At 56.9% G+C, this 24,530-nt stretch carries 27 protein-coding genes; 15 read left to right on the top strand and 12 right to left on the bottom strand.

Annotated features, from left to right (window positions below):
- Window positions 1-10 precede the first annotated feature (10 nt).
- The 6 genes from MHN28_RS01465 to MHN28_RS01440 are packed head-to-tail and all read left to right on the top strand — an operon-like array spanning window position 11 to window position 5,125.
- Entirely contained in the window at window positions 11-514 is a 504-nt protein-coding gene (locus tag MHN28_RS01465) for a GNAT family N-acetyltransferase (RefSeq protein WP_239335234.1), read from the top strand.
- Window positions 511-1,119, top strand: coding sequence for a LysE family translocator (locus tag MHN28_RS01460; RefSeq protein ID WP_239335232.1), 609 nt, complete (start codon window positions 511-513; stop codon window positions 1,117-1,119). The genes MHN28_RS01465 and MHN28_RS01460 overlap by 4 nt, the downstream gene beginning before the upstream one ends.
- On the top strand, window positions 1,116-1,652 hold the full coding sequence (locus tag MHN28_RS01455) for a GNAT family N-acetyltransferase (protein WP_239335230.1): 537 nt from the start codon (window positions 1,116-1,118) through the stop codon (window positions 1,650-1,652). The genes MHN28_RS01460 and MHN28_RS01455 overlap by 4 nt, the downstream gene beginning before the upstream one ends.
- Before the next feature lie 37 nt (window positions 1,653-1,689).
- Complete coding sequence (obgE, locus tag MHN28_RS01450) at window positions 1,690-2,724, top strand: GTPase ObgE (protein ID WP_239335228.1); 1,035 nt, start codon at window positions 1,690-1,692, stop codon at window positions 2,722-2,724.
- Window positions 2,712-3,818 carry a glutamate 5-kinase gene (proB, locus tag MHN28_RS01445; protein WP_239335226.1) on the top strand — a complete coding sequence of 369 codons (1,107 nt, stop codon included), beginning with the start codon at window positions 2,712-2,714 and terminating at the stop codon, window positions 3,816-3,818. The genes obgE and proB overlap by 13 nt, the downstream gene beginning before the upstream one ends.
- Window positions 3,819-3,862: 44 nt before the next feature.
- Window positions 3,863-5,125 carry a glutamate-5-semialdehyde dehydrogenase gene (locus MHN28_RS01440; RefSeq protein ID WP_239335225.1) on the top strand — a complete coding sequence of 421 codons (1,263 nt, stop codon included), beginning with the start codon at window positions 3,863-3,865 and terminating at the stop codon, window positions 5,123-5,125.
- Here the strand turns inward: MHN28_RS01440 and MHN28_RS01435 are convergent.
- Window positions 5,122-5,718: a histidine phosphotransferase family protein gene (locus tag MHN28_RS01435; RefSeq protein ID WP_239335224.1), complete on the bottom strand. Its 597-nt coding sequence runs from the start codon at window positions 5,716-5,718 to the stop codon at window positions 5,122-5,124. The two genes, MHN28_RS01440 and MHN28_RS01435, sit on opposite strands and share 4 nt — an antisense overlap.
- 44 nt (window positions 5,719-5,762) lie before the next feature.
- Between MHN28_RS01435 and MHN28_RS01430 the strand changes: the two genes are divergently transcribed.
- From MHN28_RS01430 to tsf, 5 genes are all read left to right on the top strand, one after another.
- On the top strand, window positions 5,763-5,945 hold the full coding sequence (locus tag MHN28_RS01430) for a DUF3553 domain-containing protein (protein ID WP_239335222.1): 183 nt from the start codon (window positions 5,763-5,765) through the stop codon (window positions 5,943-5,945).
- Between the two features lie 98 nt (window positions 5,946-6,043).
- On the top strand, window positions 6,044-6,799 hold the full coding sequence (locus MHN28_RS01425) for a GNAT family N-acetyltransferase (RefSeq protein WP_239335221.1): 756 nt from the start codon (window positions 6,044-6,046) through the stop codon (window positions 6,797-6,799).
- Complete coding sequence (locus MHN28_RS01420; RefSeq protein WP_239335220.1) at window positions 6,765-7,640, top strand: 1-acyl-sn-glycerol-3-phosphate acyltransferase; 876 nt, start codon at window positions 6,765-6,767, stop codon at window positions 7,638-7,640. Before MHN28_RS01425 ends, MHN28_RS01420 begins: the two co-directional genes overlap by 35 nt.
- 166 nt (window positions 7,641-7,806) lie before the next feature.
- Window positions 7,807-8,592, top strand: coding sequence for a 30S ribosomal protein S2 (gene rpsB / locus MHN28_RS01415; protein WP_239335219.1), 786 nt, complete (start codon window positions 7,807-7,809; stop codon window positions 8,590-8,592).
- A gap of 76 nt (window positions 8,593-8,668) precedes the next feature.
- Entirely contained in the window at window positions 8,669-9,544 is an 876-nt protein-coding gene (tsf, locus tag MHN28_RS01410) for a translation elongation factor Ts (RefSeq protein ID WP_239335218.1), read from the top strand.
- 366 nt (window positions 9,545-9,910) lie between these two features.
- On the opposite strand, the gene MHN28_RS01405 is transcribed toward tsf, so the two are convergent.
- The 3 genes from MHN28_RS01405 to MHN28_RS01395 all read right to left on the bottom strand — a co-directional run bounded on the left by MHN28_RS01405 (window position 9,911) and on the right by MHN28_RS01395 (window position 12,242).
- Window positions 9,911-10,666, bottom strand: coding sequence for a LuxR family transcriptional regulator (locus tag MHN28_RS01405; protein WP_239335217.1), 756 nt, complete (start codon window positions 10,664-10,666; stop codon window positions 9,911-9,913).
- Window positions 10,663-11,112: a type II 3-dehydroquinate dehydratase gene (gene aroQ, locus MHN28_RS01400; RefSeq protein ID WP_239335216.1), complete on the bottom strand. Its 450-nt coding sequence runs from the start codon at window positions 11,110-11,112 to the stop codon at window positions 10,663-10,665. Before aroQ ends, MHN28_RS01405 begins: the two co-directional genes overlap by 4 nt.
- A 128-nt stretch (window positions 11,113-11,240) precedes the next feature.
- The gene (locus MHN28_RS01395; protein WP_239335215.1) at window positions 11,241-12,242 is read right to left on the bottom strand and encodes an NADPH:quinone oxidoreductase family protein; all 1,002 of its coding nucleotides are present in this window, start codon (window positions 12,240-12,242) and stop codon (window positions 11,241-11,243) included.
- Window positions 12,243-12,376: 134 nt separating this feature from the next.
- Here MHN28_RS01395 and MHN28_RS01390 point away from each other — a divergent pair, with 134 nt between their 5' ends.
- Window positions 12,377-13,195, top strand: coding sequence for an SDR family oxidoreductase (locus MHN28_RS01390; RefSeq protein ID WP_239335214.1), 819 nt, complete (start codon window positions 12,377-12,379; stop codon window positions 13,193-13,195).
- A gap of 23 nt (window positions 13,196-13,218) precedes the next feature.
- Entirely contained in the window at window positions 13,219-14,244 is a 1,026-nt protein-coding gene (locus MHN28_RS01385) for a phosphotransferase (protein ID WP_239335212.1), read from the top strand.
- 12 nt (window positions 14,245-14,256) lie between these two features.
- Here the strand turns inward: MHN28_RS01385 and MHN28_RS01380 are convergent, their stop codons facing one another.
- Window positions 14,257-14,865 carry a 2-hydroxychromene-2-carboxylate isomerase gene (locus MHN28_RS01380; RefSeq protein ID WP_239335210.1) on the bottom strand — a complete coding sequence of 203 codons (609 nt, stop codon included), beginning with the start codon at window positions 14,863-14,865 and terminating at the stop codon, window positions 14,257-14,259.
- Window positions 14,866-15,074: 209 nt separating this feature from the next.
- Between MHN28_RS01380 and MHN28_RS01375 the strand changes: the two genes are divergently transcribed.
- Window positions 15,075-16,292, top strand: coding sequence for a serine hydrolase (locus tag MHN28_RS01375; RefSeq protein WP_239335208.1), 1,218 nt, complete (start codon window positions 15,075-15,077; stop codon window positions 16,290-16,292).
- A gap of 47 nt (window positions 16,293-16,339) precedes the next feature.
- The gene (locus MHN28_RS01370) at window positions 16,340-17,209 is read left to right on the top strand and encodes an acyl-CoA thioesterase II (protein WP_239335206.1); all 870 of its coding nucleotides are present in this window, start codon (window positions 16,340-16,342) and stop codon (window positions 17,207-17,209) included.
- Here the strand turns inward: MHN28_RS01370 and MHN28_RS01365 are convergent.
- The 7 genes from MHN28_RS01365 to pstC all read right to left on the bottom strand — a co-directional run bounded on the left by MHN28_RS01365 (window position 17,206) and on the right by pstC (window position 24,506).
- Entirely contained in the window at window positions 17,206-17,973 is a 768-nt protein-coding gene (locus tag MHN28_RS01365; RefSeq protein WP_239335204.1) for an SDR family oxidoreductase, read from the bottom strand. The two genes, MHN28_RS01370 and MHN28_RS01365, sit on opposite strands and share 4 nt — an antisense overlap.
- Window positions 17,974-18,090: 117 nt before the next feature.
- The gene (locus MHN28_RS01360) at window positions 18,091-19,320 is read right to left on the bottom strand and encodes an acyl-CoA dehydrogenase (protein ID WP_239335203.1); all 1,230 of its coding nucleotides are present in this window, start codon (window positions 19,318-19,320) and stop codon (window positions 18,091-18,093) included.
- Window positions 19,321-19,445: 125 nt separating this feature from the next.
- On the bottom strand, window positions 19,446-20,135 hold the full coding sequence (gene phoB / locus MHN28_RS01355) for a phosphate regulon transcriptional regulator PhoB (protein WP_239335202.1): 690 nt from the start codon (window positions 20,133-20,135) through the stop codon (window positions 19,446-19,448).
- A 12-nt stretch (window positions 20,136-20,147) separates the two neighbouring features.
- Window positions 20,148-20,849 (bottom strand): phosphate signaling complex protein PhoU, encoded by a 702-nt coding sequence (gene phoU, locus MHN28_RS01350; RefSeq protein WP_239335201.1) that lies wholly within the window; start codon window positions 20,847-20,849, stop codon window positions 20,148-20,150.
- Between the two features lie 16 nt (window positions 20,850-20,865).
- Window positions 20,866-21,663, bottom strand: a complete 798-nt coding sequence (pstB, locus tag MHN28_RS01345; RefSeq protein WP_239335200.1) for a phosphate ABC transporter ATP-binding protein PstB — start codon at window positions 21,661-21,663, stop codon at window positions 20,866-20,868.
- Between the two features lie 12 nt (window positions 21,664-21,675).
- Window positions 21,676-23,037, bottom strand: a complete 1,362-nt coding sequence (gene pstA / locus MHN28_RS01340; protein WP_239335199.1) for a phosphate ABC transporter permease PstA — start codon at window positions 23,035-23,037, stop codon at window positions 21,676-21,678.
- A complete protein-coding gene (gene pstC / locus MHN28_RS01335; protein ID WP_239335198.1) occupies window positions 23,034-24,506 on the bottom strand; it encodes a phosphate ABC transporter permease subunit PstC in 1,473 nt (490 codons plus the stop codon). The genes pstA and pstC overlap by 4 nt, the downstream gene beginning before the upstream one ends.
- Window positions 24,507-24,530: the final 24 nt, after the last annotated feature.

Genomic DNA, 24,530 nt, shown 5'->3' with positions numbered 1-24,530 from the left:
GAGCGGTCCCATGACCGAAGTGATTAAAACAGAGCGTCTTGTCCTGCGTCGGTTCCGGCGTGAAGACTCTTCGCGTATGGTTGCGCTCCTGAACGATCTGGATGTTGTGCGCTGGGTGAACAGCATTCCGTTTCCCTTTACCATTGAAGACGCGGAAAACTTCGTCACCAATCTGGCTTCACAAGTTTATGATGCGTTTGCGATTGAAAAAGACGGCCAACTGATCGGCACGGTTTCTGCAGGTGAAGAGCTCGGGTATTGGCTGGGACAGTCCTATTGGGGTCAAGGCCTTGCGACCGAGAGCGCAGGCGCTGTTGTTCACCGTCACTTTAATGGTGACAGCAACAGCCTGAAGGCTTCTTACCATCTTGGCAACGAACGCTCTCGTTCCGTGCTGTCCAAGCTTGGCTTCGTTCCAACCTCGCAATCCGAAACCGTTGTGCGTTCGACTGGCGAAATTGTGATGCTTCAGTGGATGGAACTGGACCGGATCACGTGGGAGGCGATCAAATGACGGTTGCCACCACCAGTTTTCTTATCTTCGCCGCCAGTCAGGTCGGTACGCCGGGTCCTGCCAATATGGTTCTGTTGGGCACAGGTGCGCGTTATGGGTTCCAAGCGGCATTGCCGTTTGTAGCTGGCGTGATCTTGGGCAAACAGTTGATCATCTGGCCGGTGGGATTTGGTCTGCTACAACTCGCGGATCAGGCACCGATGGTCTTTACGGTCCTGAAATACGCTTCGGCGGCGTATATCTGTTGGCTGGCATGGAAAATCGCCAATCTGCGCCTTTCGCGCAGTGAGGCAACCGGAGAAGTGCCCGGTTTTTGGGCGGGATTGATTGTTCATCCCCTTAATCCAAAGGCTTGGGCCATGATCATTGCCGGGTTTACCGGGTTCGTTGCAGCTGGCACGCCCACCTTTAACGCAACGTTCACGATCGCTCTCTGTTTATTGTTTTGCCAGGCGGTTTTACATCCAATCTGGACTTTTGCCGGAGATAGAATTGCCCACGTGGTTGAAGGTCGGCCCGTGGAAAAATATCTGATGTGGACGTTAGCCAGTCTCACTGTCGCGTCCGTACTTTTTGTGTTGTTCGGAGGAGGAACGCACTCATGAAACTTGAGACAATAATAAACCAGCCGGTCATCGAAACCGAGCGGTTCGATCTGCGCCCGTTGCGCCGTTCGGATTTGGGTCTCATTGAACATTATGCAGGTGATGAGCGCGTGGCGCGCATGACTACCAGTATCGCGCATCCGCTGGTGCCGGGTTCGACCGAGGCGTTTATCACGCGTTCGATGGCCGATGACCGGGACGAGGACGTCTGGGTCATGGATGCCACCAAGGATGACGGCCCAGAGCTGATCGGCCTGATCTCGCTGAAACGGCTGGATCGGAACCAGTCCGAAGTCGGCTATTGGGTCGCGCCGATTTACTGGAACACCGGCATCGCTTCGGAAGCAGTCGAGGCATTGGTCAATGCCAACCCGCTGGAAAACGCCACCATGTTTGCCAGCGTGTTTCAGGACAATCCGGCCTCGGCCCGGGTTCTGACCCATTGCGGGTTCGAATACCTTGGTGATGCCGAAAGCTATTCGGTGGCGCGCGATGCAAATGTGCCCACTTGGACATACAGCAAAAAACTCTGACTTGTGGCCGATGGGGCCTTTGCATTAGGGGACAGTCATGAAATTTCTCGATCTTGCAAAGGTCTACATCCGGTCCGGGGCCGGCGGTGGCGGGTGCGTCAGCTTTCGGCGCGAAAAATACATTGAATACGGCGGTCCCGATGGCGGCGATGGCGGTAAAGGCGGGTCTGTCTGGGCCGAGGTTGTCGATGGGCTGAACACCCTGATCGACTTCCGCTATCAGCAGCATTTCTTCGCCAAGAACGGCCAGCCCGGTCGTGGTCAGCAGCGCACAGGTAAGGATGGCGACGATATCATCCTTCGCGTGCCCGTTGGCACCGAGATTTTGGACGAAGACGAAGAGACCGTCATCTGCGACCTCACCGAAGTCGGGCAGCGGTTTCTGCTGGCCAAGGGCGGCAATGGCGGCTTTGGCAACCTGCATTTCAAATCGGCCACAAACCAGGCTCCACGCCGTGCCAATCCGGGGCAAGGAGGGATTGACCGCACCATTTGGTTGCGGTTGAAGCTGATTGCGGATGTGGGTCTTCTGGGCATGCCCAATGCGGGTAAGTCCACCTTTCTGGCCGCCACTTCGAACGCGCGTCCCAAGATTGCCGATTATCCTTTCACGACCCTGCACCCCAATCTGGGTGTTGTGGGTGTCGACAGCGTGGAATTCGTCGTCGCCGACATTCCCGGCCTGATCGAAGGTGCCCACGAAGGGCGTGGAATCGGAGACCGGTTCCTCGGCCATGTCGAACGTTGTGCGGTTCTGCTGCATCTTGTGGATGGCACTTCAGAGACTGTGGCCGAGGATTACCGCACCATCATTCACGAGCTTGAAGCCTATGGCGGTGAACTCGCCGAAAAACCGCGGATCACGGTTCTCAACAAGGTCGATGCGCTGGATGAAGAGGAACTGGCGCTGCAAAAGGCCGAGTTGGAAGAGGCTGTTGGCGGCCCCGTGATGACCATGTCCGGCGTTGCGCATCTGGGCGTGACCGAGGTTCTGCGGGCCTTGCGCGCTAAGATCGATGAAAACCGCCTGCGGCAGAAACCCGTTGAGGAGAAGCAATCTTGGCAACCCTGACTGCAGCGCGCCGATTGGTCGTCAAAATCGGGTCTGCCTTGCTGGTAGATCGCGATACGGGTTTGCTGAGGTCGGACTGGTTGCACTCGCTGGCACAGGACGTCGTGTGGCTCAAAGGGCAGGGGACGGATGTCATCCTGGTCTCATCCGGTTCGATTGCGTTGGGACGTGGCGTTTTGGGCCTGCCGATGGAAGCATTGGCGCTGGAGAAATCGCAAGCTGCGGCTGCTGTCGGGCAAATCCGGCTGGCCCGCGCGTATGAAGAGGCGCTGACGCCCCACGAGATCACGACAGCTCAGGTACTTGTCACGCTGGAAGACAGCGAAGACCGGAGGCGTTACCTGAATTCCCGTGCGACGCTGGAAACTCTGCTCAGTTTGGGCGTGGTTCCGATCGTCAACGAAAACGATACAGTGGCCACGGATGAGATACGGTACGGCGACAATGACCGCCTGGCGGCACAGATCGCGGTGACTGTCGGTGCCGACCAGTTGATTCTGTTGTCCGACGTCGACGGTTTCTATACAGGCAACCCCAACGAAGACAGCACCGCCAGGCGTTTCGACGTGATCGAAACCATCACGCCCGAAATCGAAGAAATGGCCGGCGACGCCGGTTCTGGCCTGTCCAAGGGCGGGATGAAGACCAAGCTGTTGGCCGCCAAGATGGCGACTGCGGCTGGTTGCGATATGGCGATTACCGAAGGGTCAACGTTGAACCCTTTGAAAATGCTTGAAGAAGGCGCGAACAGCACTTGGTTCACTGCAACCCTGGACCCGCATGCGGCGCGCAAACGCTGGATCTCGGCGATGAAGCCTCGGGGAGAAATCGTAGTGGATGCTGGCGCGGCCAAGGCATTGGGCAATGGCAAAAGTCTGCTGCCCGCCGGCATAGTTGAGGTCACTGGCGATTTCGGGCGCGGCGATCCAGTCGCCATTATGGACCCACAGGCGCGACGGCTGGCTCAGGGGCTCAGCCGCTACACCGCGCAAGAGGCCGACGCGATAAAGGGGCGGAAATCCTCGGAAATCGAGGCGACGCTGGGTTACCCCGGGCGCGCCGTCCTGATCCACCGCGATGATTTGGCGCTGTAACGGCGCGATGATAGAACCAAAAGACCGACCGAAAGGCACCTGAGATGAAGGATTTCGACAATATTCCCGCCCTGATGGCCGATCTTGGAAAACGCGCCAAGGCGGCTTCGGCCGATTTGGCCTTTGCCAGCGCCGAGCGTAAACACGCCGCACTGATCGCTGCGGCGGACGCGGTTTGGGCCAATCGCGCCCAGATCATTGAGGCGAACAAGAAAGATCTGGAGTTCGGTCGCGAAAAGGGTCTGAGCCCGGCGATGATGGATCGGCTGATGCTGGATGAAGCGCGTATTCAGGGCATGGTCGACGGTCTGCGCACCGTTGCAGACCAGACCGATCCGGTGGGCGAAGTGCTGACCGAATGGGACATGGCTTCGGGTCTGAATATCCAGCGCGTGCGTACGCCGCTGGGCGTCATCGGAGTGATTTACGAAAGCCGTCCGAACGTAACTGCCGATGCGGGTGCCTTGTGCCTGAAATCGGGCAATGCGGTGATCCTGCGTGGCGGTTCGGAAAGCTTCCATTCCTCGACCGCCATCCACGCCTGTCTGGTCGAAGGACTCAAGGCCGCAAATCTGCCCGAAGACGCTATCCAACTCATCCCAACGCGGGATCGTGCCGCAGTACAGGAACTGCTGACCATGACCGATTACGTGGACGTTATCGTTCCGCGTGGCGGTAAAGGGCTGGTCGGTCTGGTTCAACGTGAGGCGCGCGTACCGGTCTTTGCGCATCTTGAGGGCATCGTGCACATCTATGTCGACAAGGCGGCGGACCCACAGAAGACTCTGGATGTCGTACTGAACGCCAAAACTCGGCGCACCGGAATTTGTGGTGCTGCTGAATGCCTTCTGATTCATCAGGACGTCGCCGAAACCTTAGGCCGAGACGTCATTACGGCCCTGCAAGCTGCTGGCGTCGAGGTACATGCCGAAGGTTCGTTGGCTATTGAAGGCAGCGTTGATGCAACCGAAGAGGATTGGGGCAAGGAATTCCTCGACAGTATCATTGCGGCCAAACCCGTGGCTGACATCGACGCAGCCATCGCGCATATCCGCCAGTACGGCTCGAACCACACAGATTGCATCATGACTGAGGATGCCCAGGCGGCTGCGTATTTCTTTGAACGGCTGGACAGCGCAATCCTGATGCACAACGCCTCAACCCAGTTCGCTGATGGCGGAGAGTTTGGTATGGGTGCCGAAATCGGCATCGCAACAGGCAAGATGCACGCGCGCGGCCCGGTAGGGGCCGCCCAGTTGACCAGCTTCAAATATCTGGTCCGTGGTAATGGGACTGTTCGTTCCTAGAAACGGATGACAACGCGGGTTGAGGCGGTTTCCGCCGCGACCCGCCGCCCCATCGACGCAGCCGTTTGAGGCAGCAAGGCAAATTGGACCTGAGCCGGAGTGACCTTGTTGGGGAACTGTCCCCTGGGTAAGTTCTTCCAAAGATCCGTATCCAGATTCAGCTTGTCGGCAACGCCGGTCACTGTCCAACCGCTGCCGACACTTTCCAACGTTACCTCGCCGCCCATAGGCATCGCGCTTTCGCAGCACATCAAGGCCAAAAAGGCGAGTTTCACCTGATTGCGCGGAACAGCCTCTGTCAGGTGCCAGTTGACGCGGACACGACCGGCACGTTCAACATCGCGCAGCAATTCTGTAACCTCGGCGCGTCCCAGCGGCTGATCACTTGCAGACCCAAAGGCGACGCGAAAGAAGCGAATCCTTGCCCCGGCACTGCCGACACTACCCGTAATCAGCTCCATCTCAGGCCCTTGCACGGTGCCAACCATCTCGAGCAGTTCGAGACCATTGGTGATCGCTCCGATTGGGCTGATCAGATCGTGGCAAATTCGGGAACCGATCAATTCGGCCAGATTGACGTTGGTGTCGCCCATGCATACTTCTCCTGCTGTACCTGCCGCCGAACCGGAGCCCGTTTATGACAGACCTCAATGCCATTCTTGCACCGGGCATGTATGTCCGCCACCCCGATTTCCCCGATTGGGGTGTTGGACAGGTACAGTCCAACATCGGGGGCAAAGTCACCGTGAATTTCCGCGAGCAGGGGAAAGTGGTGATTGACGGGACTCGCATCGCCCTGATGCCGGTCTTTGATCAGTGAAACTGGTTTAGGAATGGTTAACGTCCGGCACCCGCCGCGCTGGTTGCCATTCAACCAAAAACTGCGGTATCAGCGCCCAAACAATAACGGAAGCCCCGATGCCGGATGCAGGTCCTTCTTTCACCGTCAAACTTGCCGAATCCGAGGCGGAACTGCGCGCGGCGCAAAGGTTGCGTTATGACGTATTCGTCCGCGAATTGGGCGGCGGCGGTGAGATGGTGGACCACGAAGCGGGCCTCGAGCAGGACCGGTTCGATCCATACTTCGATCATATGCTGGCCTATGACGATGCCACCGGCGAAGTTATCGGCGTTTACAGACTGTTACCGGGCGAACGTGCACTGAAATTGGGGCAGTTTTATTCCGAGGACGAATACGACCTGACTGTGTTGAAACAAAGCGGGCGCAAGCTGCTGGAGCTTGGCCGGTCCTGCCTGCATCCCGACTACCGGGGCGGCACGGCGATGTATCATCTGTGGAACGGCCTCGCCGGATATGTGACCGAGCGCGAAATCGAAGTGCTGTTCGGTGTCGCCAGTTTTCACGGCATCAACATTCAAAAACTGGCGCAGCCTTTGTCGATGTTGCACCACAATCATTTGGCTCCACCGGACTTGCGGGTCAGAGCGCAACCAGATGTGTTCCAATCCATGGACCTCGTCGCGCCAGACGCTCTGGATCGGCGCGCTGCGATGGTACAGGTGCCTGCGTTGATCAAGGCATACCTGCGCCTCGGCGGCTTTGTGGGCGAGGGGGCCTTCATCGACCACGCCTTCAACACCACCGACGTCTGCCTGATCCTGGATACGGCGCGTATGAATGAACGCCAGCGGCGTATCTACGGCGGAGCCTGAGACGGTGTCCGATCCGCTTTGGAACAGTGAAGACGCGCCTGACCCAATCGAATTGGGCCTCGTGGATTGGCTACTGGTGGTCCTGCGGGGCGTACCGCTGGCACTGCTGGTCTTTGGCGGGCTGATCGTATTGTTAACCGTGCGTCTGATCGAACGCCCGCTGTTCGGAGTGCACCGCCCGATCACACCGTTTATCGCTCAATTCGTCTGTCGCAATGCACTGCGGCTTCTTGGCATAGGATTTCGCAGTTCCGGAGAACTGATGCGCGAGCGCGGAGCTGTGGTCGCAAACCATACCTCGTGGCTGGACATTTTTGCGTTGAACGCCCGCAAACGCGTGTACTTCGTTTCCAAGGCCGAAGTTGCCAAATGGCCTGGCATTGGCTGGCTGGCACGTTCAACGGGCACCGTATTTATCGAGCGCGACCGCAAGAAGGCCCGCGAGCAAACTCTGATCTTCGAAGAGCGCCTGAAAGCTGGCCACAAGCTGCTGTTTTTCCCCGAGGGAACCTCGACCGATGGACTACGGGTTTTACCATTTAAAACAACGCTCTTCGCTGCGTTCTTTTCAGAGGAACTGCGCGATTTCATGTACGTACAACCTGTTTCCGTGGTTTTTCACGCGCCAGCCGGACAACCGGATCGGTTCTATGGTTGGTGGGGCGACATGGATTTCGCTCCGCATCTTCTCAAAACGTTGAGTGCACGCAGACAAGGCAGTGTCGAGCTGATCTATCATGCCCCCGCCAAGGTCAGCGACTTCGCCGACCGCAAAACGCTGGCCGCTCATTGCGAAGAGGCCGTGCGCCATGCACATGCTTTGGCGCGGCTCGAAAAATAAGGGCGATTGACCCTTGCGCTATATCGAAACCTGCCGTATACGCGCGCCATTCAAACCCGCAGGCGGGGTTTGGCCTTTTTGAGGGAGACATCCTCATCAAGACCGCCGGTTGGAGCATCCGCTTCTTTCACCCCCGCCCAGGCGTAAACCGGAAAAGGAAAATAGCATGGCTCTTCCCGAGTTCACCATGCGTCAGCTGCTGGAAGCTGGCGTTCACTTTGGTCACCAGACGCAGCGTTGGAATCCCCGCATGGGCCCGTTCATCTACGGCTCGCGCAATGGCATCCACATCATGGACCTGACCCAGACCGTTCCGATGCTGGATCAGGCTCTGCAGGCTGTTCGTGACACCGTTGCAAAAGGTGGCCGCGTTCTGTTCGTTGGTACCAAGCGTCAGGCAGCTCAGCCGATCGCAGACGCCGCTGAAAAGTCGGCTCAGTACTACATGAACCACCGCTGGCTGGGCGGTACTCTGACCAACTGGAAAACCGTTTCCCAGTCGATCAACCGTCTGAACCAGATCGACGAAGCCATGGAATCGGGCGCAGAAGGGCTGACCAAGAAAGAGCGTCTGGGCATGGAGCGTGACCAGGGCAAACTGCAAGCTTCGCTGGGCGGTATCCGCGAGATGGGCGGCGTTCCGGACCTGCTGTTCGTCATCGACGTTAAGAAAGAAGCACTGGCCATCGCTGAAGCCAACAAGCTGGGTATCCCGGTTGTGGCTGTTGTCGACACCAACTGTTCGCCTGACGGCGTTGACTACATCATCCCCGGCAACGACGACGCAGCGCGCGCGATCGCTCTGTACTGCGATCTGGCCGCTCGCGCCGCTCTGGACGGCATGACCGCTCAACTGGGTGCAGCAGGCGTTGACCTGGGCGCATTCGAAGAAGCGCCGGTTGAAGAAGCCGTTGCAGAAGAAGCGGAAGCAGAAGCACCTGCCGAAGCGTAAGCTGCCCGTCACGTAAATGACATATGGGGCAGGGTAGACCTGCCCCAATTCCGTTTGAATTGAGGAGAGCCAAAAGATGGCAATCACAGCAGCAATGGTTAAAGAACTGCGCGACTCGACCGGCGCAGGCATGATGGACGCGAAAAAAGCGCTGACCGAAACTGGCGGCAACATGGACGAGGCCGTCGACTGGCTGCGTACCAAAGGTCTGGCCAAAGCGGCCAAGAAATCCGGCCGTACCGCAGCTGAAGGTCTGGTTGCAGTGCACGTCGACGGTGGCAACGGTGTTGCGGTCGAGGTGAACTCGGAAACCGACTTCGTTGCGAAAAACGCCGAGTTCCAGGAAATGGTTGGCAAGATCGCTTACGCGGCCGAAGGCGTCGACAATGTCGAAGCTCTGCTGGCGGCTGACCTGGGCGGCAAGTCCGTTGCGGACACCCTGACCGACAAGATCGCCACCATTGGTGAGAACATGTCGGTGCGCCGCATGGCCAAACTGTCGGGTGACACCGTTGTGTCCTACGTTCACAACGCAGCCACCAACGGCATGGGCAAAATCGGTGTTCTGGTTGCTCTGTCGGGTGGCGATGAAACCATCGGCAAGCAGGTTGCGATGCACATCGCCGCTGTGAACCCGGCAGCTCTGTCCGAGGCGGACATGGACCCGGCTGTTGTCGAGAAGGAAAAGCAGGTTCAGATGGACATCGCCCGCGAATCCGGCAAACCGGAGCAGGTGATCGAAAAGATGATCGAAGGCCGTATGAAGAAATTCGTTGCGGAATCGACCCTGCTGAATCAGGCGTTTGTTGTGAACCCTGACCTGACCGTTGAAGCAGCGGCCAAAGAAGCGGGCGCAACCATCACCGGTTTCGTTCGTCTGGAAGTTGGCGAAGGCATCGTCGTCGAAAAAGAAGACTTCGCAGCCGAAGTTGCCAAAGCCGCGCAGGGCTAAGAATGGAGGGGGCCTCGAAAGAGGCCTCAACCTAAAAAAGAAATTAACCGGTTACGCCACGCGTAGCCGGTTTTTTTTGCGCTCGCTTGCGCACTGAACTCACACGATCAGTGAAGGATTGAGGGGCCCCGCAGATGGGGATGGTCGAGGCCCCCCAAAATTCCAACTAAGAGACGCGGACAAATAGGCGCCCTTGTGTCAGAGCGATCGGAGAGCTTTGTTATTGCAAAGATCCGACCAAAACGTTCCCAGGCCAAAGCCACCACTCACGGAACAATATCACTTTGCAACTAGGTCTCAGATTCGGGAAGTCATGTTTTCCTTACCCTACGTAAATTGACGCAAATTAGCGTCAAAAAAGGCACATCAAGCTTCCATTTTGAACATCTGATTTTGCAACGAAGCCTTCAGTACAGCTTGTGCCGTTGTCTCGACCGACAGAGATTCGCGCGCGAGCCTGAGATGCTTTTCTACCGTCGCCGCCGTCAGCCCCATGAGCAGGGCGATATCCTGCGTTGTCTTTCCGTCACCGACCCATTCCAACGCCTCACGTTGGCGCTTGGTCAGGGCTCGGTTTGGGGCGTTGTAGGGAAGGGTGAGGATCTTGAGGTGCGCGACATTGTTCATCAACAGGATGTCATCGCCATGTTCCGCCCAGATCGCGTCAACGTCACTCTGACCAACCGACCCACCAGCGGAAAGTGAAATTGCCCCCTTGGACCGCATCGACACGGACGTAAAGCTGATGGTGTATCCGGCCACCACACCTTTTGACCGGTTGAACTCATAGACCTGTCGTTCTTCGGCAGTCATCCTACCGTCAGAACTCATGTCCTGGATCATCTTCCAACTGGCCGCACCTTCGTTTTTCAACGCCCATTTCAACATCGGGGCGTGGAAATACAGGCCGTCCCGCACGAAACCATCAATGTAGTCTGTGGCGTGGTTGGTCAGGATGGTGAAGTCTTCGGGATCACCCAGCGAGGTTTCGGTTCTGTAGCGCGTGTAGCCATACAGCAGGCGTTCGAAACCGAACTCTGCCATCTGGCGGCAATGAGCGTCCCAAAGCTCTTCCAGCGTTTTGACGTAGCTGAGAAAATTCAGATATTCGCCCAGCTTCATACGGCCCCCTCATTCTTGAGATGAGCCGACAACGCATCCAGCGCCATAACGTAGCTTTGCAACCCAAAACCACAGATCTGACCCAGCGCAACCCGCGCGATGTAGGATGTGTGCCGAAAGGGCTCGCGGGCATGAATGTTGGACAAATGAACTTCCACCACAGGCAATTCGACCGAGGAAATCGCATCCATCAGGGCAATCGACGTGTGGGTATAGGCGCCCGCGTTCAGAACGATCCCGTCCTGCGTGCCTTTGGCCGCATGGATGGCATCAATCAATGCGCCTTCATGATTGGACTGCAGGTGTGAAACGTCCAACCCAATGGACGCGCCATGGTTTACGCAGGATTCTTCGACCATTTTCAGAGTCGTACGACCGTAAACCTCGGGTTGCCGAGTGCCGAGCAGGTTTAGATTTGGACCGTTCAAAATCAGAACTTTATGCATTATTTCACAATCCCCATTTACTGGTTCATAAACGTGAAAAGGCATGGATGTCCACCAGCCTGCGCACTCATCAGGCGAGTGTCACCAATCGAACACCATCATCCCTTGATACAGAAACTCGCGTGCATTCAGGCTTCAGGCATCGTGACCACAATCTTCCCGAGAACCGATCTTTCGTTCAGCAGCGCCAGAGCTTGGCTCGCATCTGCCAACGGAAACCGGGCGCTGATCTGCGGTTTTATCTCAGATTTTTGATATAGGTCGAACAACTCGCTGACATTTTCCGCATGGCCTTTAGGATCGCGGAACACCGAAGCCCCCCAGAACACGCCAACAATTTGGCAGCCTTTCAACAACGGCAGATTGAGTGGAATTTTGGGAATGCCAGCCGGGAAACCAACAACAAGGAACCTGCCATTCCACGCCATGCAGCGCAGCGCGGGCTCTGCATAGTCGCCGCCGACACCGTCATACACGACATCAACCCCATTTGCGCCAGCTGACGTTTTAATTTCCGCAGAGAATGCCTTTTGCGCACCTCGATCCATCTGCCGTGAATACACGATGGTTTCATCCGCTCCGATCTGACGGCAAAAATCCGCCTTTTCTGACGAAGATACCGCAGCGATCACCCGGGCGCCCATGGCCTTGCCCAACTCGATGGCAGCGCTTCCGACACCACCCGCCGCACCAAGGATCAAAAGGGTTTCCCCGGGTTTCAACGTCGCGCGATCCTTCAGCGCGTGATACGAGGTGCCGTAGGTGAAAATGAAACAGGCCGCATCTTCGAAAGGCATCGTATCGGGGAATTTAACGGCCGTTGCCGCCTTAACGGTCAAATGGGTTGCAAACCCGCCGTGACCGGTCAGCGCCAACACCCGGTCGCCAACGTCGAACCCGCTAACGCCTTCTCCAATTGCCAGTACCTCACCCGCGATTTCACCTCCGGGGGCGAATGGCCGGGGCGGTTTGATCTGATACAGGTCTTGGATCATCAGCGTGTCCGGAAAATTGACGCCAGCCGCTTTGACCCCGACCAGCAATTCTCCCTTTCCCGGCATCGGATCGGGCAGAGTCGTAAGTTCCAAAGTTTCCGGCCCGCCCGGAGCGACGCTGAGTAAAGCTTGCATATTGGCCCTGTTGTCCTTGTTATTTGGTTAGGAGGAACTTTGGCGCAGTGGCGGATGTTGTCAAGAATTCAGCGGGGTGTAAGCCTCGCCCAAGATCGTCGCACGTGTCAAAACACAAAACCGAGGAGCAGACCATGACCCCTGAATCGCTTTTTTCTCTGCAGGGCAAAACCGCACTAGTGACCGGCGGTGCAACCGGAATTGGCCGGATGGCAGCCGAGGCGCTGGTAAGGGCAGGGGCGCGCGTATTGATCGCATCGCGCAAGGGTGATGCCTGTGAGGCCGTGGCGGCCGAGTTGAATGCCCTTGACGCACCCGGCAGCGCAGAGGGCTTCAGCGGCGATGTCGGCACCGAAGACGGTGTTCAGGCAATGGTTGACGAGATCAAAAAGCGCACCGAACAGCTTGATATATTAATGAACAACGCCGGGATATCCTGGGGCGCGCCGATGGGGCAGTTTCCCTATCACGCGTGGGACAAGATCATGTCTGTCAATGTCGCCGGGTTGTTTGAACTGACGCAGAGACTGTTGCCGATGCTGATGAAGTCCGGCACCTCCGATGACCCGGCACGCGTGGTCAATGTGGGTTCGGTTATGGGCGAAGTTCCCATGGGTGATGGCGCCTACAGCTATTCCGCATCGAAAGCCGCCGTGCTGCACCTGACCAAAATTCTGGCCAAGGAGCTTTCCCCATATCACGTCACTGTCAATGCATTGGCACCGGGACCTTTTGTGTCGCGCATGACGGCCTTCGCAACGGCCGACGAAGGCACCCGTGACAAAGTTGGTAAATCGGTGCCGCTGGGGCGCGTCGGGCGCGACGAAGATATCGCCGGATGCATGCTGTTTCTGTGTGGCCGTGGCGGCAGCTACGTAACCGGGGCCGTCATCCCGGTCTCTGGTGGCATCAACATTGTAACGGCCGGCAACATCTTTGCCGAAGCACTGTAAAAGGCGGGGCTTAAGTATCTGCAATGAAGGATAAATCAAAACTCGATCTGACAAGTCTCGATACCTATCTGAGCGCAAATCTCGACGGCTACCAAGGACCGCCAGAGGCGACGAAGTTCGCCATTGGTCAATCCAACCCAACGTTCGAACTGCGCACTCCGCCCAATACATATGTGCTGCGTCGCAAGCCTCCTGGCATTCTGCTGAAATCGGCCCATGCGGTAGAGCGGGAGTTTCGGGTCCAAAAGGCACTGGCCGAAAGCGCGGTACCGGTTCCTCGCATGATGCTGTTGTGCGAGGACGACAACGTCATTGGGTCCGCGTTTTATATCATGGAACGCTTACAGGGGCGCGTGTTTTTGGAACCCACAATGGATGGGATCAATAACGAAACCCGCTCGGGCGTGTTCGACGAAATGAACCGAGTGCTGGCCGATCTGCATGAGGTCGACGTCGATGCGGTCGGGTTGTCTGATTACGGCCCGCCAGGTAACTACTTTGAACGTCAGATTGCACGGTGGACCAAGCAGTACCGAGCCTCAGAAACCACGACGATTGCCGAAATGGACACTCTGATTTCGGCGCTAGAAACGTCGATCCCGAAGGACGACGGGCAACGGACGCTGGTGCATGGTGACTATCGCATCGACAATTTGATGTTCCAGAATGACGGCACACGTTGCATCGGCGTTCTGGACTGGGAGTTGTCGACCATCGGACACCCCTATGCGGATCTGGCCGCGGTCATCATGCAATGGCAGCTACCACCCGGCAAAGAGGGGCGCGGACTGGCCGGTGTCGACCGCAAGGCGCTCGGATTGCCATCAGATCAGGAGTTTATCGAACATTACTGTCAGCGCCGGGGGCTGCCGGGGATCCAGGATTTCGGCTTTTACCTGGCCTTCAACTTTTTCCGAATGGCAGGCATCCTCCAAGGCGTTTATAAACGCGCGCTGGACGGAAATGCGTCAGATCCCAAGCGCGCGCAGGTGTTCGGAGCCTACGTCCCGGTATTCGCAAAGCATGGCCTTGCTGCGCTTGAGCAATAGGTCAGGCGGCTATCATTCCACAGACTGAGCAAGCTCCAGCTCCAAGTTGCCGAGGCTGTTTTTGCCAAAGAACATCTCGGCCCCGGCAAACATTGTGGGCACCCCGAATACCCCGCGTTTCACAGCGGCTTTGGATTGCTCCTTAAGCCGCTGCTTTACATCCGCCCCGGTCATTGCCTCACGCAGTTTTCGTGCCGGAAGTCCGTGTTCCTGTAAAATGTCCATCAAAACGCTTAGCTCATCCACTTTTTGACCATGCACCCAAATTGCATCAAAAACAGCGTCTATATATTTGGTCTCCCATGATTTTCCTGACGCAAATATTGCGCCCCGCATTGCGAATTTCGTGTTGATCGGGAAATGCGGGCTCATGTGAAAACTCAACCCGCGTCTACGGGCAAATCGATGAAGGTCATGAGTCAGATACGCTGTTTTCTGGCGGTTTTCCGAGAACGCCTGAAACGGGCTTTGATTGTTCGTCGCCTTGAACACCGTGGACAGTAATACAGGCATATAGTTCAACTGAGCACCATCACGCTCGGCCAACTGGGGCAATACCTTATGAGCCAGAAAGGCATTAGGGCTGCAGAAATCGAAAACGAAATCTATGGACTGCGTCATGGTCTAACTCCGATGCGGCGATCAATGAAATGCACTCTGCGACACAAGGCGAATCTGTAACCCATTCAGTGTAACAGGTGGAACTAGAGAGACGCAGCGTTGCAGTGAACCCAAAGGCAAAAAAACGCGAATTCCCCTGTCAATTCAGTGTGTCACCCGTCAAGATCAGTGTCACGCCCCAAGGAGACCTGATATCCATGTGCAGCCAAATGGCCCTTGATCCCGCTCGACTGAACCGCATCAGCGGCTGGATGCAGCGATATGTCGACCAACGGAAATACGCTGGCAGTTCGCTATTGCTAAGAAATCGCGGATCCGAGGCGTTTTTTCATGCGTGTGGCCTCAGAAGTGTCGAGAAAGGGCTGCCATTTCAAAGGGACACGATTGCGCGCATCTATTCGATGACCAAACCCATCACCTCGGTTGCGGTGATGATGTTGGCCGAGCGTGGTCTGTTTCACCTCGACGCCCCAATATCGGACTTCATTCCCGAGTTCGCGTCGATGAAGTCCCTGATCCCCGGCGCGGAACGTCTGGATCAGACCGAGGATGCTCCGACGCCGACATTGCATCAATTGCTGACGCATACGGGCGGCTTCAGCTATCCGTTCAATCCGGGCATTCTGCCGTCGGCAATGGATGCGCAGAACCTGATCTTTGGTCCGGATCAGGGCCTTCTGAAAGACCGGATCAGCGTGCTCGCGAAATTACCACTGGCGTTTCAACCGGGAACTCGTTGGGAATATTCAGTTTCCACGGATGTGCTGGGTCGTGTGGTCGAGGTGGTTTCGGGTCGTCCACTTGATCAGTTTTTTACTCAGGAGATATTTGAGCCGCTAGGGATGCTCGAAACCGGGTTCTCGGTACCCAAAGGGGCAGGGGATCGGTTTGCATCCCTGTATACGCCGCTTGCCGGCGATGCCATGGCGCTGAACTCGGCCGAAAGGGGCGCGGATACCCTGCGGTTAACGGATCAAGCGGGCGAGTCTCCGTTTGAAAACACCACAACATTCTCTGGTGGCGGAGGCTTGGTCAGTACGATTGACGACTATTCGAAGTTTGTCGAAATGATGCGGAACCGGGGGCAGGGGAACGGAAATCGGTTGTTAGGCCCCAAGACGATAGACTTCATGATGCACAATCATTTGCCCGGCGACATTGCCTCAATGGGCTCGCAAAGCTTTGCGGAACAGCCGATGGAAGGCATGGGCTTTGGTCTGGCTGGCTCGGTGGTCGTGAACCCTGGCCGAACCCGAACACCCGGTTCGCTGGGCGATTTCAGCTGGGGCGGCATGGCGTCGACGTTCTTCTGGATTGACCGCAGCAACGATCTGAGCGCTGTGTTTTTCACTCAATTGTCTCCGTCCAGTTCTTACCCGTCACGTGCCGAATTAAAGGCGCTTGTCCTGGGTGCCTTGATTGAATGACCTGCGCGGCACTGATACGCCTAGCCTGAATAATCGGAGCAACAATCATGACCGAAGCTGAACGTGTCCTTCTTGACCTTTTGAATCTCGAAAGGCTTGAAGTTGATTTGTTCCGGGGCACAGGGTCAGGTGGAGAAACGCCAACCCGGATTTTTGGCGGACAAGTCGTCTCTCAGGCGCTCGCTGCGGCGTACCGAACCGTCGACGATCGGCTGTGTCATTCTCTGCACGCTTACTTTATTCGCCCCGGTGACCCGTCTATTCCTGTGATTTATCAAGTTGATAGAGCTCGGGATGGAGGTTCTTTCACCACGCGGCGCGTGGTTGCGATTCAGCATGGCAAGCAAATCCTAAACATGTCGGCCTCGTTTCATATTCTCGATGAGGGATGGGAACATCACCACAAGATGCCTCAAACAGAGCCGCCCGAAAGCTATCCGTCGCGCACGGAACTGCGCCAGAAATACCTGCATCTGGTGCCCGAGAAACTACGCGGTGAGTTGGCTCGCGAGCGTCCAATCGAGGTTCGCGAAGCCAGCCACCTGGACCCGTTTACTCCAGAAAAATCGGATGACCGAAACCAGGTCTGGTTCCGTATGCCCGGCGCTGCAGGCGCTGATGCAGCCACTCAGCAACTACTGCTGACTTACGCTTCGGATTTGTATCTCATGGGTTCCGGTATGCGCCCGCACGGGCTGAGCTGGTTTACCGGCGAAGTTAATGCCGCCAGCCTGGATCACGCGATGTGGTTTCATGCTCCGATCCACTTCGAGAACTGGCATCTGTATTCGATGGATTCACCATGGACCGGGCGAGGGCGCAACTTCAACCGAGGGTCCATTTACTCACAAGACGGCACTCTGGTGGCATCGGTCACACAGGAAGGTCTGATGCGCAAGGCGCAGAAAAAGCCTTAGTCACCTTCGACAAACTGTTGATTTAACTTCCTCATTCCGCCCAACCAACGGTCATAATCACCAGCTTTGTGCCTCATATAATCCAACACCTGTGGATGTGGCAGCACCAGGAACTGTTCTGCCTCAATGGCTTCGACACAGGCTTGTGCGACGTCCTCAGGTTCCAGCATTCCGTCTATCGACGCGACCGAGTCCTCAAAGCCTCGCGTCATTTCAGATCGGACCGCTTGTGGACACAGAATGGACACGCGCAGGCCTTTGTGCCCATACGTCAGCGAAAGCCATTCAGCGAAACCAACGGCAGCGTGCTTTGAAACCCCATATGGTGCAGCGCCAGGTTGGTTGAGCAATCCAGCGGCCGAGGCCGTCGTCATAATGTAGCCGCCACCGCGTGCGATCATTCGTTGAACCAGATGCCGCGCTGTCCAGACATGGGACATGACGTTGATCTTCCAAATACGGTCCCAATCTTCATCCGGAACGTCGAGACCGCCAAGTGTTAGAATACCAGCATTTGCACAAAACAGATCAATCGGGCCGATCTCATCTTCGACGCATTCAATCAGCGCCTTGATGCTGTCTTCGTCAGAAACGTCGCAAGGAACAGCGTGACCGCCGATTTCCTTCGCCACAGAGCGCACAGCGTCCGTGTCGATATCCGCGCATACGACGGTTGCACCTTCATGCGCGAACCGGGTCGCGAGACCTTTGCCAATGCCGTTAGCAGCGCCGGTTACGATCACAGTCTTACCATTCAACTTCATCCAAAACTCCAGACAGGGCGTTTAGGAATGCATCGTAAGGCACTGGCGATTGGAGAAAAGCCCCAATCGCACAGTCTTCTTTTTACATAATACCGATTACACGATATTTGAAATATCCTAGTAGAACGTCTGCAGCCCGGTCTGCGCCCGCCCCAGGATCAGCGCGTGAACGTCGTGTGTACCTTCATACGTGTTCACGGTTTCCAGATTGACCATGTGGCGGATCACCTGGAATTCCAGCGAGATCCCGTTGCCGCCGTGCATGTCACGCGCCATCCGTGCGATGTCCAAAGCTTTGCCGCAGTTGTTGCGCTTGACGATCGAGATCATCTCGGGCGCGGCTTCGGCTTCATCCATCAGACGACCAACGCGAAGGCTTGCCTGAAGGCCCAAAGCAATCTCAGTCTGCATGTCTGCCAGTTTGCGCTGGAACAGCTGCGTCTGCGCCAAGGGCTTGTTGAACTGCTTTCGATCCAGACCGTACTGGCGTGCGCCATGCCAGCAGGACTCTGCGGCGCCCATGACGCCCCAGCTGATGCCATAGCGCGCACGGTTCAGGCATCCGAACGGACCTTTGAGGCCCTGAACGTGCGGCAGCAAAGCGCCCTCATCCACTTCGACGCCGTCCAGCACGATCTCACCAGTGATCGACGCACGCAGGCTCATCTTGTTTTGAATTTTGGGCGCGCTCAGACCTTTGAGGCCTTTATCCAGAACAAAGCCACGGATCTTACCGTCATGGGCATCGGACTTGGCCCAGACAATGAATACATCCGCAATTGGCGAGTTCGAAATCCACATCTTGCTACCGGTCAGACGATAGCCACCGTCGATTTTCTCGGCGCGGGTTTTCATACCGGCCGGATCAGACCCTGCATCTGGTTCTGTCAGGCCAAAACAGCCAATCCATTCACCGCTGGCCAGTTTCGGCAGGTATTTCCGGCGCTGTTCTTCGCTGCCATAAGCATAGATCGGGTACATCACCAGCGAGCTTTGCACCGACATCATCGAGCGATAGCCGGAGTCGACACGCTCAACCTCGCGCGCGACCAGACCGTAGGACACATAACCTGCGCCCAAACCGCCATATTCCTCGGGGATCGTGGTGCCCAACAGGCCCATTTCACCCATTTCGCGGAAGATTTCCGGGTCGGTCTCTTCTTTCTGAAAGGCTTCCAAAACCCGTGGCTGAAGCTTTTCCTGCGCGTATGCATTCGCGCTTGCCGCAATCATACGCTCATCTTCGGTCAGCTGATCCGCAAGGCGAAACGGATCGTCCCATGTGAACGAGCCCATATCAGGTGCATCTTTGGCGCGCAAAGTCGGTTTTGTGTCAGGGGCGTTCATCTTGCTTCTCCGCTTAGTCAGCTTTGCCGCAAAATAACTCGCCAGTACGGCAAAAAACAGTCAGAGTTTCGCATCGATCCATGAGTAAACCGCATAGAACAGGACGCGCGCCCTGCCCCGCCAGCTTATCCCAGCGCGTAACCGGCACCACGAACTGTCCGAACCGGATCTTCTCCGCCGTGCTGTGTCAGAGCCTTGCGAAGACGGCCAATGTGAACGTCAACCGTTCTGGTATCGACATAGATATCACGGCCCCAGACACGATCCAGCAATTGCTCGCGGCTCCAGACGCGTCCCGGCTTTTCCATGAACGTGCTCAGCAGCCGAAACTCTGTCGGACCCAGTTTCAGCGGCTTGCTGTTGCGGCTGACCTTGTGGGTTTCCGAGTCCAGAATGATGTCGCCGAATTCCAATCGGATGCCAACTGTTGCCGGACGAACCCGGCGTAGCTGCGTACGTACTCGCGCCATCAACTCGACGACCGAGTATGGTTTGACCACGTAGTCATCCGCTCCGGTTTCCAGGCCACGCACCTTGTCGACCTCTTCGGACCGCGCAGACAGCATGATGATCGGGATTGCCCGTGTGTCAGGCCGTGTTTTCAGGCGGCGGCAGACCTCAATCCCGCTGAGGTTTGGCATCATCCAGTCCAGCACGATGATGTCGGGATTATCTTCATCCACCAGTAACAATGCTTCGTCGCCGCTGGCGGCTTTGGAAACCCGAAAGCCTTCTGCTTCGAGGTTGTAAGCCAGCACCTCGCGCTGAGCCAGTTCGTCCTCGACCACAAGAACGGTTGGTTGATCAGCCGACATATCCCAATACTCCTATACGGATTGCGATGTGATATCGGCCTTGGGCCGCGCCTCGGTCGGGCGTTCGCCCGTGACCAGATATACCACCTGCTCGGCGATGGCGGTCACGTGGTCACCCATACGCTCGATGTTTTTGGCGATGAAATGCAGGTGCATACAGGACGAGATGTTGCGCGGATCTTCGGCCATGAAGGTCAGAAACTCGCGGAACAGACCGTTGTACATCTGGTCTACTTCCTCATCCCGTTCGATCACGTCGGCGGCCAGCTCGGCATCACGCTGGATATAAGCGTCCAGAGCGTCGCGCAGCATCCTCTCAACCTCACGCGCCATGCGGCGCAAGGCGGCGGCGCTGCCGTTGATCTCGCCTGCATTGACCAGAACCGTGGTGCGCTTGGCGATGTTTTTGGAGTAGTCGCCAATGCGTTCCAGGTTGGCCGACACTTTCAGAACCGACAGCACCAGACGAAGGTCACTCGCCGTAGGCGCACGCAGCGCGATCAGGCGCGCTGTTTCTTCGTTGATCAGGTCCTCAAGCGCGTCGATGGCCTTGTCACCCTGACGCACTTCTTGGGCCAATTCCTCGTCGCGGGTCTCAAGCGAGCGCGCGGCATTCATGATCGCGGCTTCGACCAGTCCACCCATCTTCATAATATGGGCCTGAACCGCTTCCAGGTCGCGGTCGAATGCGGATGCAATATGTTGTTCGGTCATGTTCAAATACCTGTCCTCAACCAATACGGCCGGTGATGTAGCTTTCCGTGCGGGGATCTTCGGGGTTGGTAAAGATCTGCCCCGTTTCGCCAAATTCAACCAGATTGCCCAAGTGAAAAAATGCCGTCTTCTGGCTGACCCGTGCGGCCTGCTGCATCGAGTGGGTCACGATCACCACCGAATAGCGCGAGCGCAACTCGTCAATCAGCTCCTCGACCTGAGCCGTCGCAATCGGGTCCAGGGCCGAGCACGGCTCGTCCATCAGCAGAACTTCAGGTGCGGTCGCAATCGCCCGCGCAATGCACAGACGCTGTTGTTGACCACCTGACAGGCCGGTTCCTGGGGCGTCCAGGCGGTCTTTGACCTCATCCCAGATCGCGCCACGGCGCAGGGATTTCTCAACGATCTCATCCAGTTCCGCCTTGTTCTTGGCAAGGCCGTGGATGCGCGGGCCGTATGCGACATTGTCATAGATCGATTTGGGGAACGGGTTCGGCTTCTGGAACACCATTCCAACCTTGGCGCGCAACTGAACCGGGTCGACGCGTTTGTCATAGATATCTTCGCCGTCCAGCAGGATATCGCCCTTGACGCGGCAGATGTCGATCGTGTCGTTCATCCGGTTCAGGCAGCGCAGGAAAGTGGACTTACCGCAGCCCGACGGGCCGATAAAGGCCGTCACAGTCTTATCTTCAATCTCAACGTCCACGTCTTTGATGGCGTGCGTCTCACCGTAATAGACCTGAACCTTTTTTGCGGCGATCTTGATAGCTTTGGAGTCCACGGTTCTCTCCACTCGTGTCATATCGTTCATTATAGCCTCCACTTACCAGCGGCGTTCGAAGCGGCGGCGCAGGATGACCGCAATCGTGTTCATTGTGACGAGGAAGATCAACAGAATGATGATGCCCCCCCATGCGCGTTCATAAAAGGCCGGGTCGGCGCGCTTGGACCATTCATAGATCTGCGCCGGCATGGCCGAGTTCGGGGACAGGAAGCCCGCGACGATGCCATCTGGCGGGTTCGAGGCGATAAAGCCCACCATCCCGATCAACAGCAGCGGAGCGGTTTCACCAAGCGCCTGCGCCAGACCAATGATGGTACCGGTCAGGATACCGGGCGCGGCCAGCGGCAGAACGTGGTGGAAAACGGCCTGCATTTTCGAGGCCCCTACCCCCAATGCCGCATCCCGGATCGACGGCGGAACAGCCTTCAGCGACGCGCGTGTCGAGATGATGATCGTCGGCAAGGTCATCAGCGTCAGCACGAGACCGCCCACCAGCGGTGCCGAGGTTGGCAGGTGCATATAGTTGATGAACACGGCCAGACCCAGAATACCGAACACGATGGAAGGAACGGCGGCCAGGTTTGAGATGTTGACCTCGATGATATCCGTCAGCCTGTTCTGCGGTGCGAATTCCTCAAGATAGATAGAGGCGGCCACACCAATCGGCAACGCCAGCGCCAGCACCACGAACATCATGAACAGAGAACCCAGCATGGACACGCCGATCCCCGCCGCCTCGGGCCGTTGGTCAGATGCATCGGCACCGAAAATGAAGTCAGGGTTGAAAGCCTTATAAAGAACTCCGGCGTCCCGCAACTGATCCACAAAATCAAGCTGCGCGACTGTGATGCTCTTGTCGTTGGCGATCGACTCGCGGGTTACGCGACCTTTCATGTAGCCATCAACGCGGCTGTTGACCAAAAACCGGAAGCTGACGGTTTTGCCAATCTCATCAGGGTTCGAGATAACATAGTTCCGCAGCTCGGCCTGAGCCGCCTTGGACAGGATTTTGCCCATTTCCTTAGGAGTCAGTTCGGTTGGGATACCAAGCTTGGCAACTTCGCTTTCCAACGCAGACGCGATGAGCGGCGCATAACCGAAGGTCGAAACCTTCTTGATGTCCTCGATGTTGCGATTGCCCTTCTTGTCCAGCTTGTCGGCCTTCAGGTCGACATCCAACTCAAGATAGGTTTGCTGAAAAGCGCCGGTGCCAGCGGTCACAATATTTGTCACCAGCACGACCAGCATCAGCAGCCCGATGCCGATGGCGGCGATGCCGTACATCTTGAACCGGCTTTCAGCCGCATTGCGCCGTTTGGTGCGCGCATCTTTTTCGAACAGCGAACCGCCCTTGGGCTTTTCGGTCGGAGCAGCGCCAGGTGTTTGGGAAATATCGGTCATTCGTACTGCTCCCGGTATTTGCGTACGATGTAGAGGGCGAAGATGTTCAGCCCCAGCGTGATGATGAACAGGGTCAGACCCAGCGCAAACGCGACCAGCGTTTCGGGGCTGGCAAAGTCGGTGTCGCCGGTCAGCTGGCTGACGATCCGCGTCGTGATTGTGGTCATCGCCTCGAACGGGTTGCCCGAGAATTTGGCAATCGCGCCGGCGGCCATCACAACGATCATCGTTTCACCGATGGCGCGGCTGGCGGCCAACAGAACGGCCCCGACGATACCCGGCAGCGCTGCAGGAAGGATCACACTGCGCACGGTTTCCGAATGGGTCGCACCCAGTCCCAGAGAGCCGTCCCGCATGGATTGCGGTACTGCGTTGATGATGTCATCCGACAGCGACGATACAAACGGGATCAGCATGATCCCCATCACCAGCCCGGCGGTCAAAACCGCGTTGGAACTGGCCATCCAGCCCACACCCAGCGTGCCGCCTTGGCCAAACATCGACACAAGTGCAGGCCCAACGGTCAGCAACGCGAACAGACCATAGACGATGGTCGGAATACCGGCGAGAATTTCCAGCAGAGGCTTGGCGATGGCCCGTGTCGCGCCCGACGCGTATTCGGACAGGTAAATCGCGGCAAAGAGGCCAATCGGAACAGCGACAAGCAGTGCGATCAGCGAAATGTACAACGTTCCCCACAACAGTGGCAGGATCGACAACTCGCTGCCTCCGCGGAAGTTCGGGGCCCAGGTGCTGCCGAAGAAGAAGTCCTTCCACGAATGCAACTGGAAGAAGTTCATAGTCTCAAACAGCATGGACAGAACGATGCCGACTGTGGTCAGGATCGCGATTGACGCGGCCAGCAGCAACAGCGCCAGAACGCCCTGCTCAACTACATTGCGCGCGCGGAATTCCTTATGCGTACGCACATAGGCAAAAGCTGCGCCAAGCAACGCCAGAGCCAGTACGACGACCTGCATCGCGACCGTCCCGGTTGATGTCATGCTGCGGAACTTCTGCGCCGCCACCAAAATGGGTTGCGTAATATCCTGCGTCAGAACCTGCCCTGCATCTTTCAGCGTTTTGGTCAGGGTCTCGATATCAGCGCTGCCATCCTGGGCTTGTGCTTCGGTCATTGCACCACTGGCAACGGCACCTTCCAGACCATTGGCCACGCGTCGCACCTCGCTCATGATCAGGCCGCGATTAGACCCTTCGGGAATCGCCTGGTCGGGAATGATCCCGGAGACTGTGCTGTTCACGATCATCGGCTGAACAAGAAGCCAGATAATCAATACGACCAAAGCCGGAACCAGTGCCGACAATGCAACGTTGTAGCCATAGTAGGATGGCAGAGAATGCAAATCGCGGGTGTCTCCTCCCGCGCTTGCCAGTGCACGGGACCGGCCCGCAAAATATCCGATCACTGCCAGCGCAAGCAGGATAAGCAATAGCCAGGATAACGCCATGAGAACTCCGTGGGGATGGCAGAG

It is taken from the genome of Ruegeria sp. Ofav3-42 (assembly GCF_022347725.1).
In the GTDB taxonomy this organism is placed as follows: domain Bacteria; phylum Pseudomonadota; class Alphaproteobacteria; order Rhodobacterales; family Rhodobacteraceae; genus Ruegeria.
The sequence above is the reverse complement of the archived record's forward strand: the minus strand, read 5'-3'. Positions and strand labels throughout refer to the sequence as shown.

Bases quoted from the DNA above. Each gene is read 5' to 3' on its own strand.
- MHN28_RS01465 (WP_239335234.1), top strand. From the start codon at position 11: ATGACCGAAGTGATTAAAACAGAGCGTCTTGTCCTGCGTCGGTTCCGG.
- MHN28_RS01460 (WP_239335232.1), top strand. From the start codon at position 511: ATGACGGTTGCCACCACCAGTTTTCTTATCTTCGCCGCCAGTCAGGTC.
- MHN28_RS01455 (WP_239335230.1), top strand. From the start codon at position 1,116: ATGAAACTTGAGACAATAATAAACCAGCCGGTCATCGAAACCGAGCGG.
- obgE (WP_239335228.1), top strand. From the start codon at position 1,690: ATGAAATTTCTCGATCTTGCAAAGGTCTACATCCGGTCCGGGGCCGGC.
- MHN28_RS01440 (WP_239335225.1), top strand. From the start codon at position 3,863: ATGAAGGATTTCGACAATATTCCCGCCCTGATGGCCGATCTTGGAAAA.
- MHN28_RS01435 (WP_239335224.1), bottom strand. From the start codon at position 5,718: ATGGGCGACACCAACGTCAATCTGGCCGAATTGATCGGTTCCCGAATT.
- MHN28_RS01430 (WP_239335222.1), top strand. From the start codon at position 5,763: ATGACAGACCTCAATGCCATTCTTGCACCGGGCATGTATGTCCGCCAC.
- MHN28_RS01425 (WP_239335221.1), top strand. From the start codon at position 6,044: ATGCCGGATGCAGGTCCTTCTTTCACCGTCAAACTTGCCGAATCCGAG.
- MHN28_RS01420 (WP_239335220.1), top strand. From the start codon at position 6,765: ATGAACGCCAGCGGCGTATCTACGGCGGAGCCTGAGACGGTGTCCGAT.
- rpsB (WP_239335219.1), top strand. From the start codon at position 7,807: ATGGCTCTTCCCGAGTTCACCATGCGTCAGCTGCTGGAAGCTGGCGTT.
- tsf (WP_239335218.1), top strand. From the start codon at position 8,669: ATGGCAATCACAGCAGCAATGGTTAAAGAACTGCGCGACTCGACCGGC.
- MHN28_RS01405 (WP_239335217.1), bottom strand. From the start codon at position 10,666: ATGAAGCTGGGCGAATATCTGAATTTTCTCAGCTACGTCAAAACGCTG.
- aroQ (WP_239335216.1), bottom strand. From the start codon at position 11,112: ATGCATAAAGTTCTGATTTTGAACGGTCCAAATCTAAACCTGCTCGGC.
- MHN28_RS01395 (WP_239335215.1), bottom strand. From the start codon at position 12,242: ATGCAAGCTTTACTCAGCGTCGCTCCGGGCGGGCCGGAAACTTTGGAA.
- MHN28_RS01390 (WP_239335214.1), top strand. From the start codon at position 12,377: ATGACCCCTGAATCGCTTTTTTCTCTGCAGGGCAAAACCGCACTAGTG.
- MHN28_RS01385 (WP_239335212.1), top strand. From the start codon at position 13,219: ATGAAGGATAAATCAAAACTCGATCTGACAAGTCTCGATACCTATCTG.
- MHN28_RS01380 (WP_239335210.1), bottom strand. From the start codon at position 14,865: ATGACGCAGTCCATAGATTTCGTTTTCGATTTCTGCAGCCCTAATGCC.
- MHN28_RS01375 (WP_239335208.1), top strand. From the start codon at position 15,075: ATGGCCCTTGATCCCGCTCGACTGAACCGCATCAGCGGCTGGATGCAG.
- MHN28_RS01370 (WP_239335206.1), top strand. From the start codon at position 16,340: ATGACCGAAGCTGAACGTGTCCTTCTTGACCTTTTGAATCTCGAAAGG.
- MHN28_RS01365 (WP_239335204.1), bottom strand. From the start codon at position 17,973: ATGAAGTTGAATGGTAAGACTGTGATCGTAACCGGCGCTGCTAACGGC.
- MHN28_RS01360 (WP_239335203.1), bottom strand. From the start codon at position 19,320: ATGAACGCCCCTGACACAAAACCGACTTTGCGCGCCAAAGATGCACCT.
- phoB (WP_239335202.1), bottom strand. From the start codon at position 20,135: ATGTCGGCTGATCAACCAACCGTTCTTGTGGTCGAGGACGAACTGGCT.
- phoU (WP_239335201.1), bottom strand. From the start codon at position 20,849: ATGACCGAACAACATATTGCATCCGCATTCGACCGCGACCTGGAAGCG.
- pstB (WP_239335200.1), bottom strand. From the start codon at position 21,663: ATGAACGATATGACACGAGTGGAGAGAACCGTGGACTCCAAAGCTATC.
- pstA (WP_239335199.1), bottom strand. From the start codon at position 23,037: ATGACCGATATTTCCCAAACACCTGGCGCTGCTCCGACCGAAAAGCCC.
- pstC (WP_239335198.1), bottom strand. From the start codon at position 24,506: ATGGCGTTATCCTGGCTATTGCTTATCCTGCTTGCGCTGGCAGTGATC.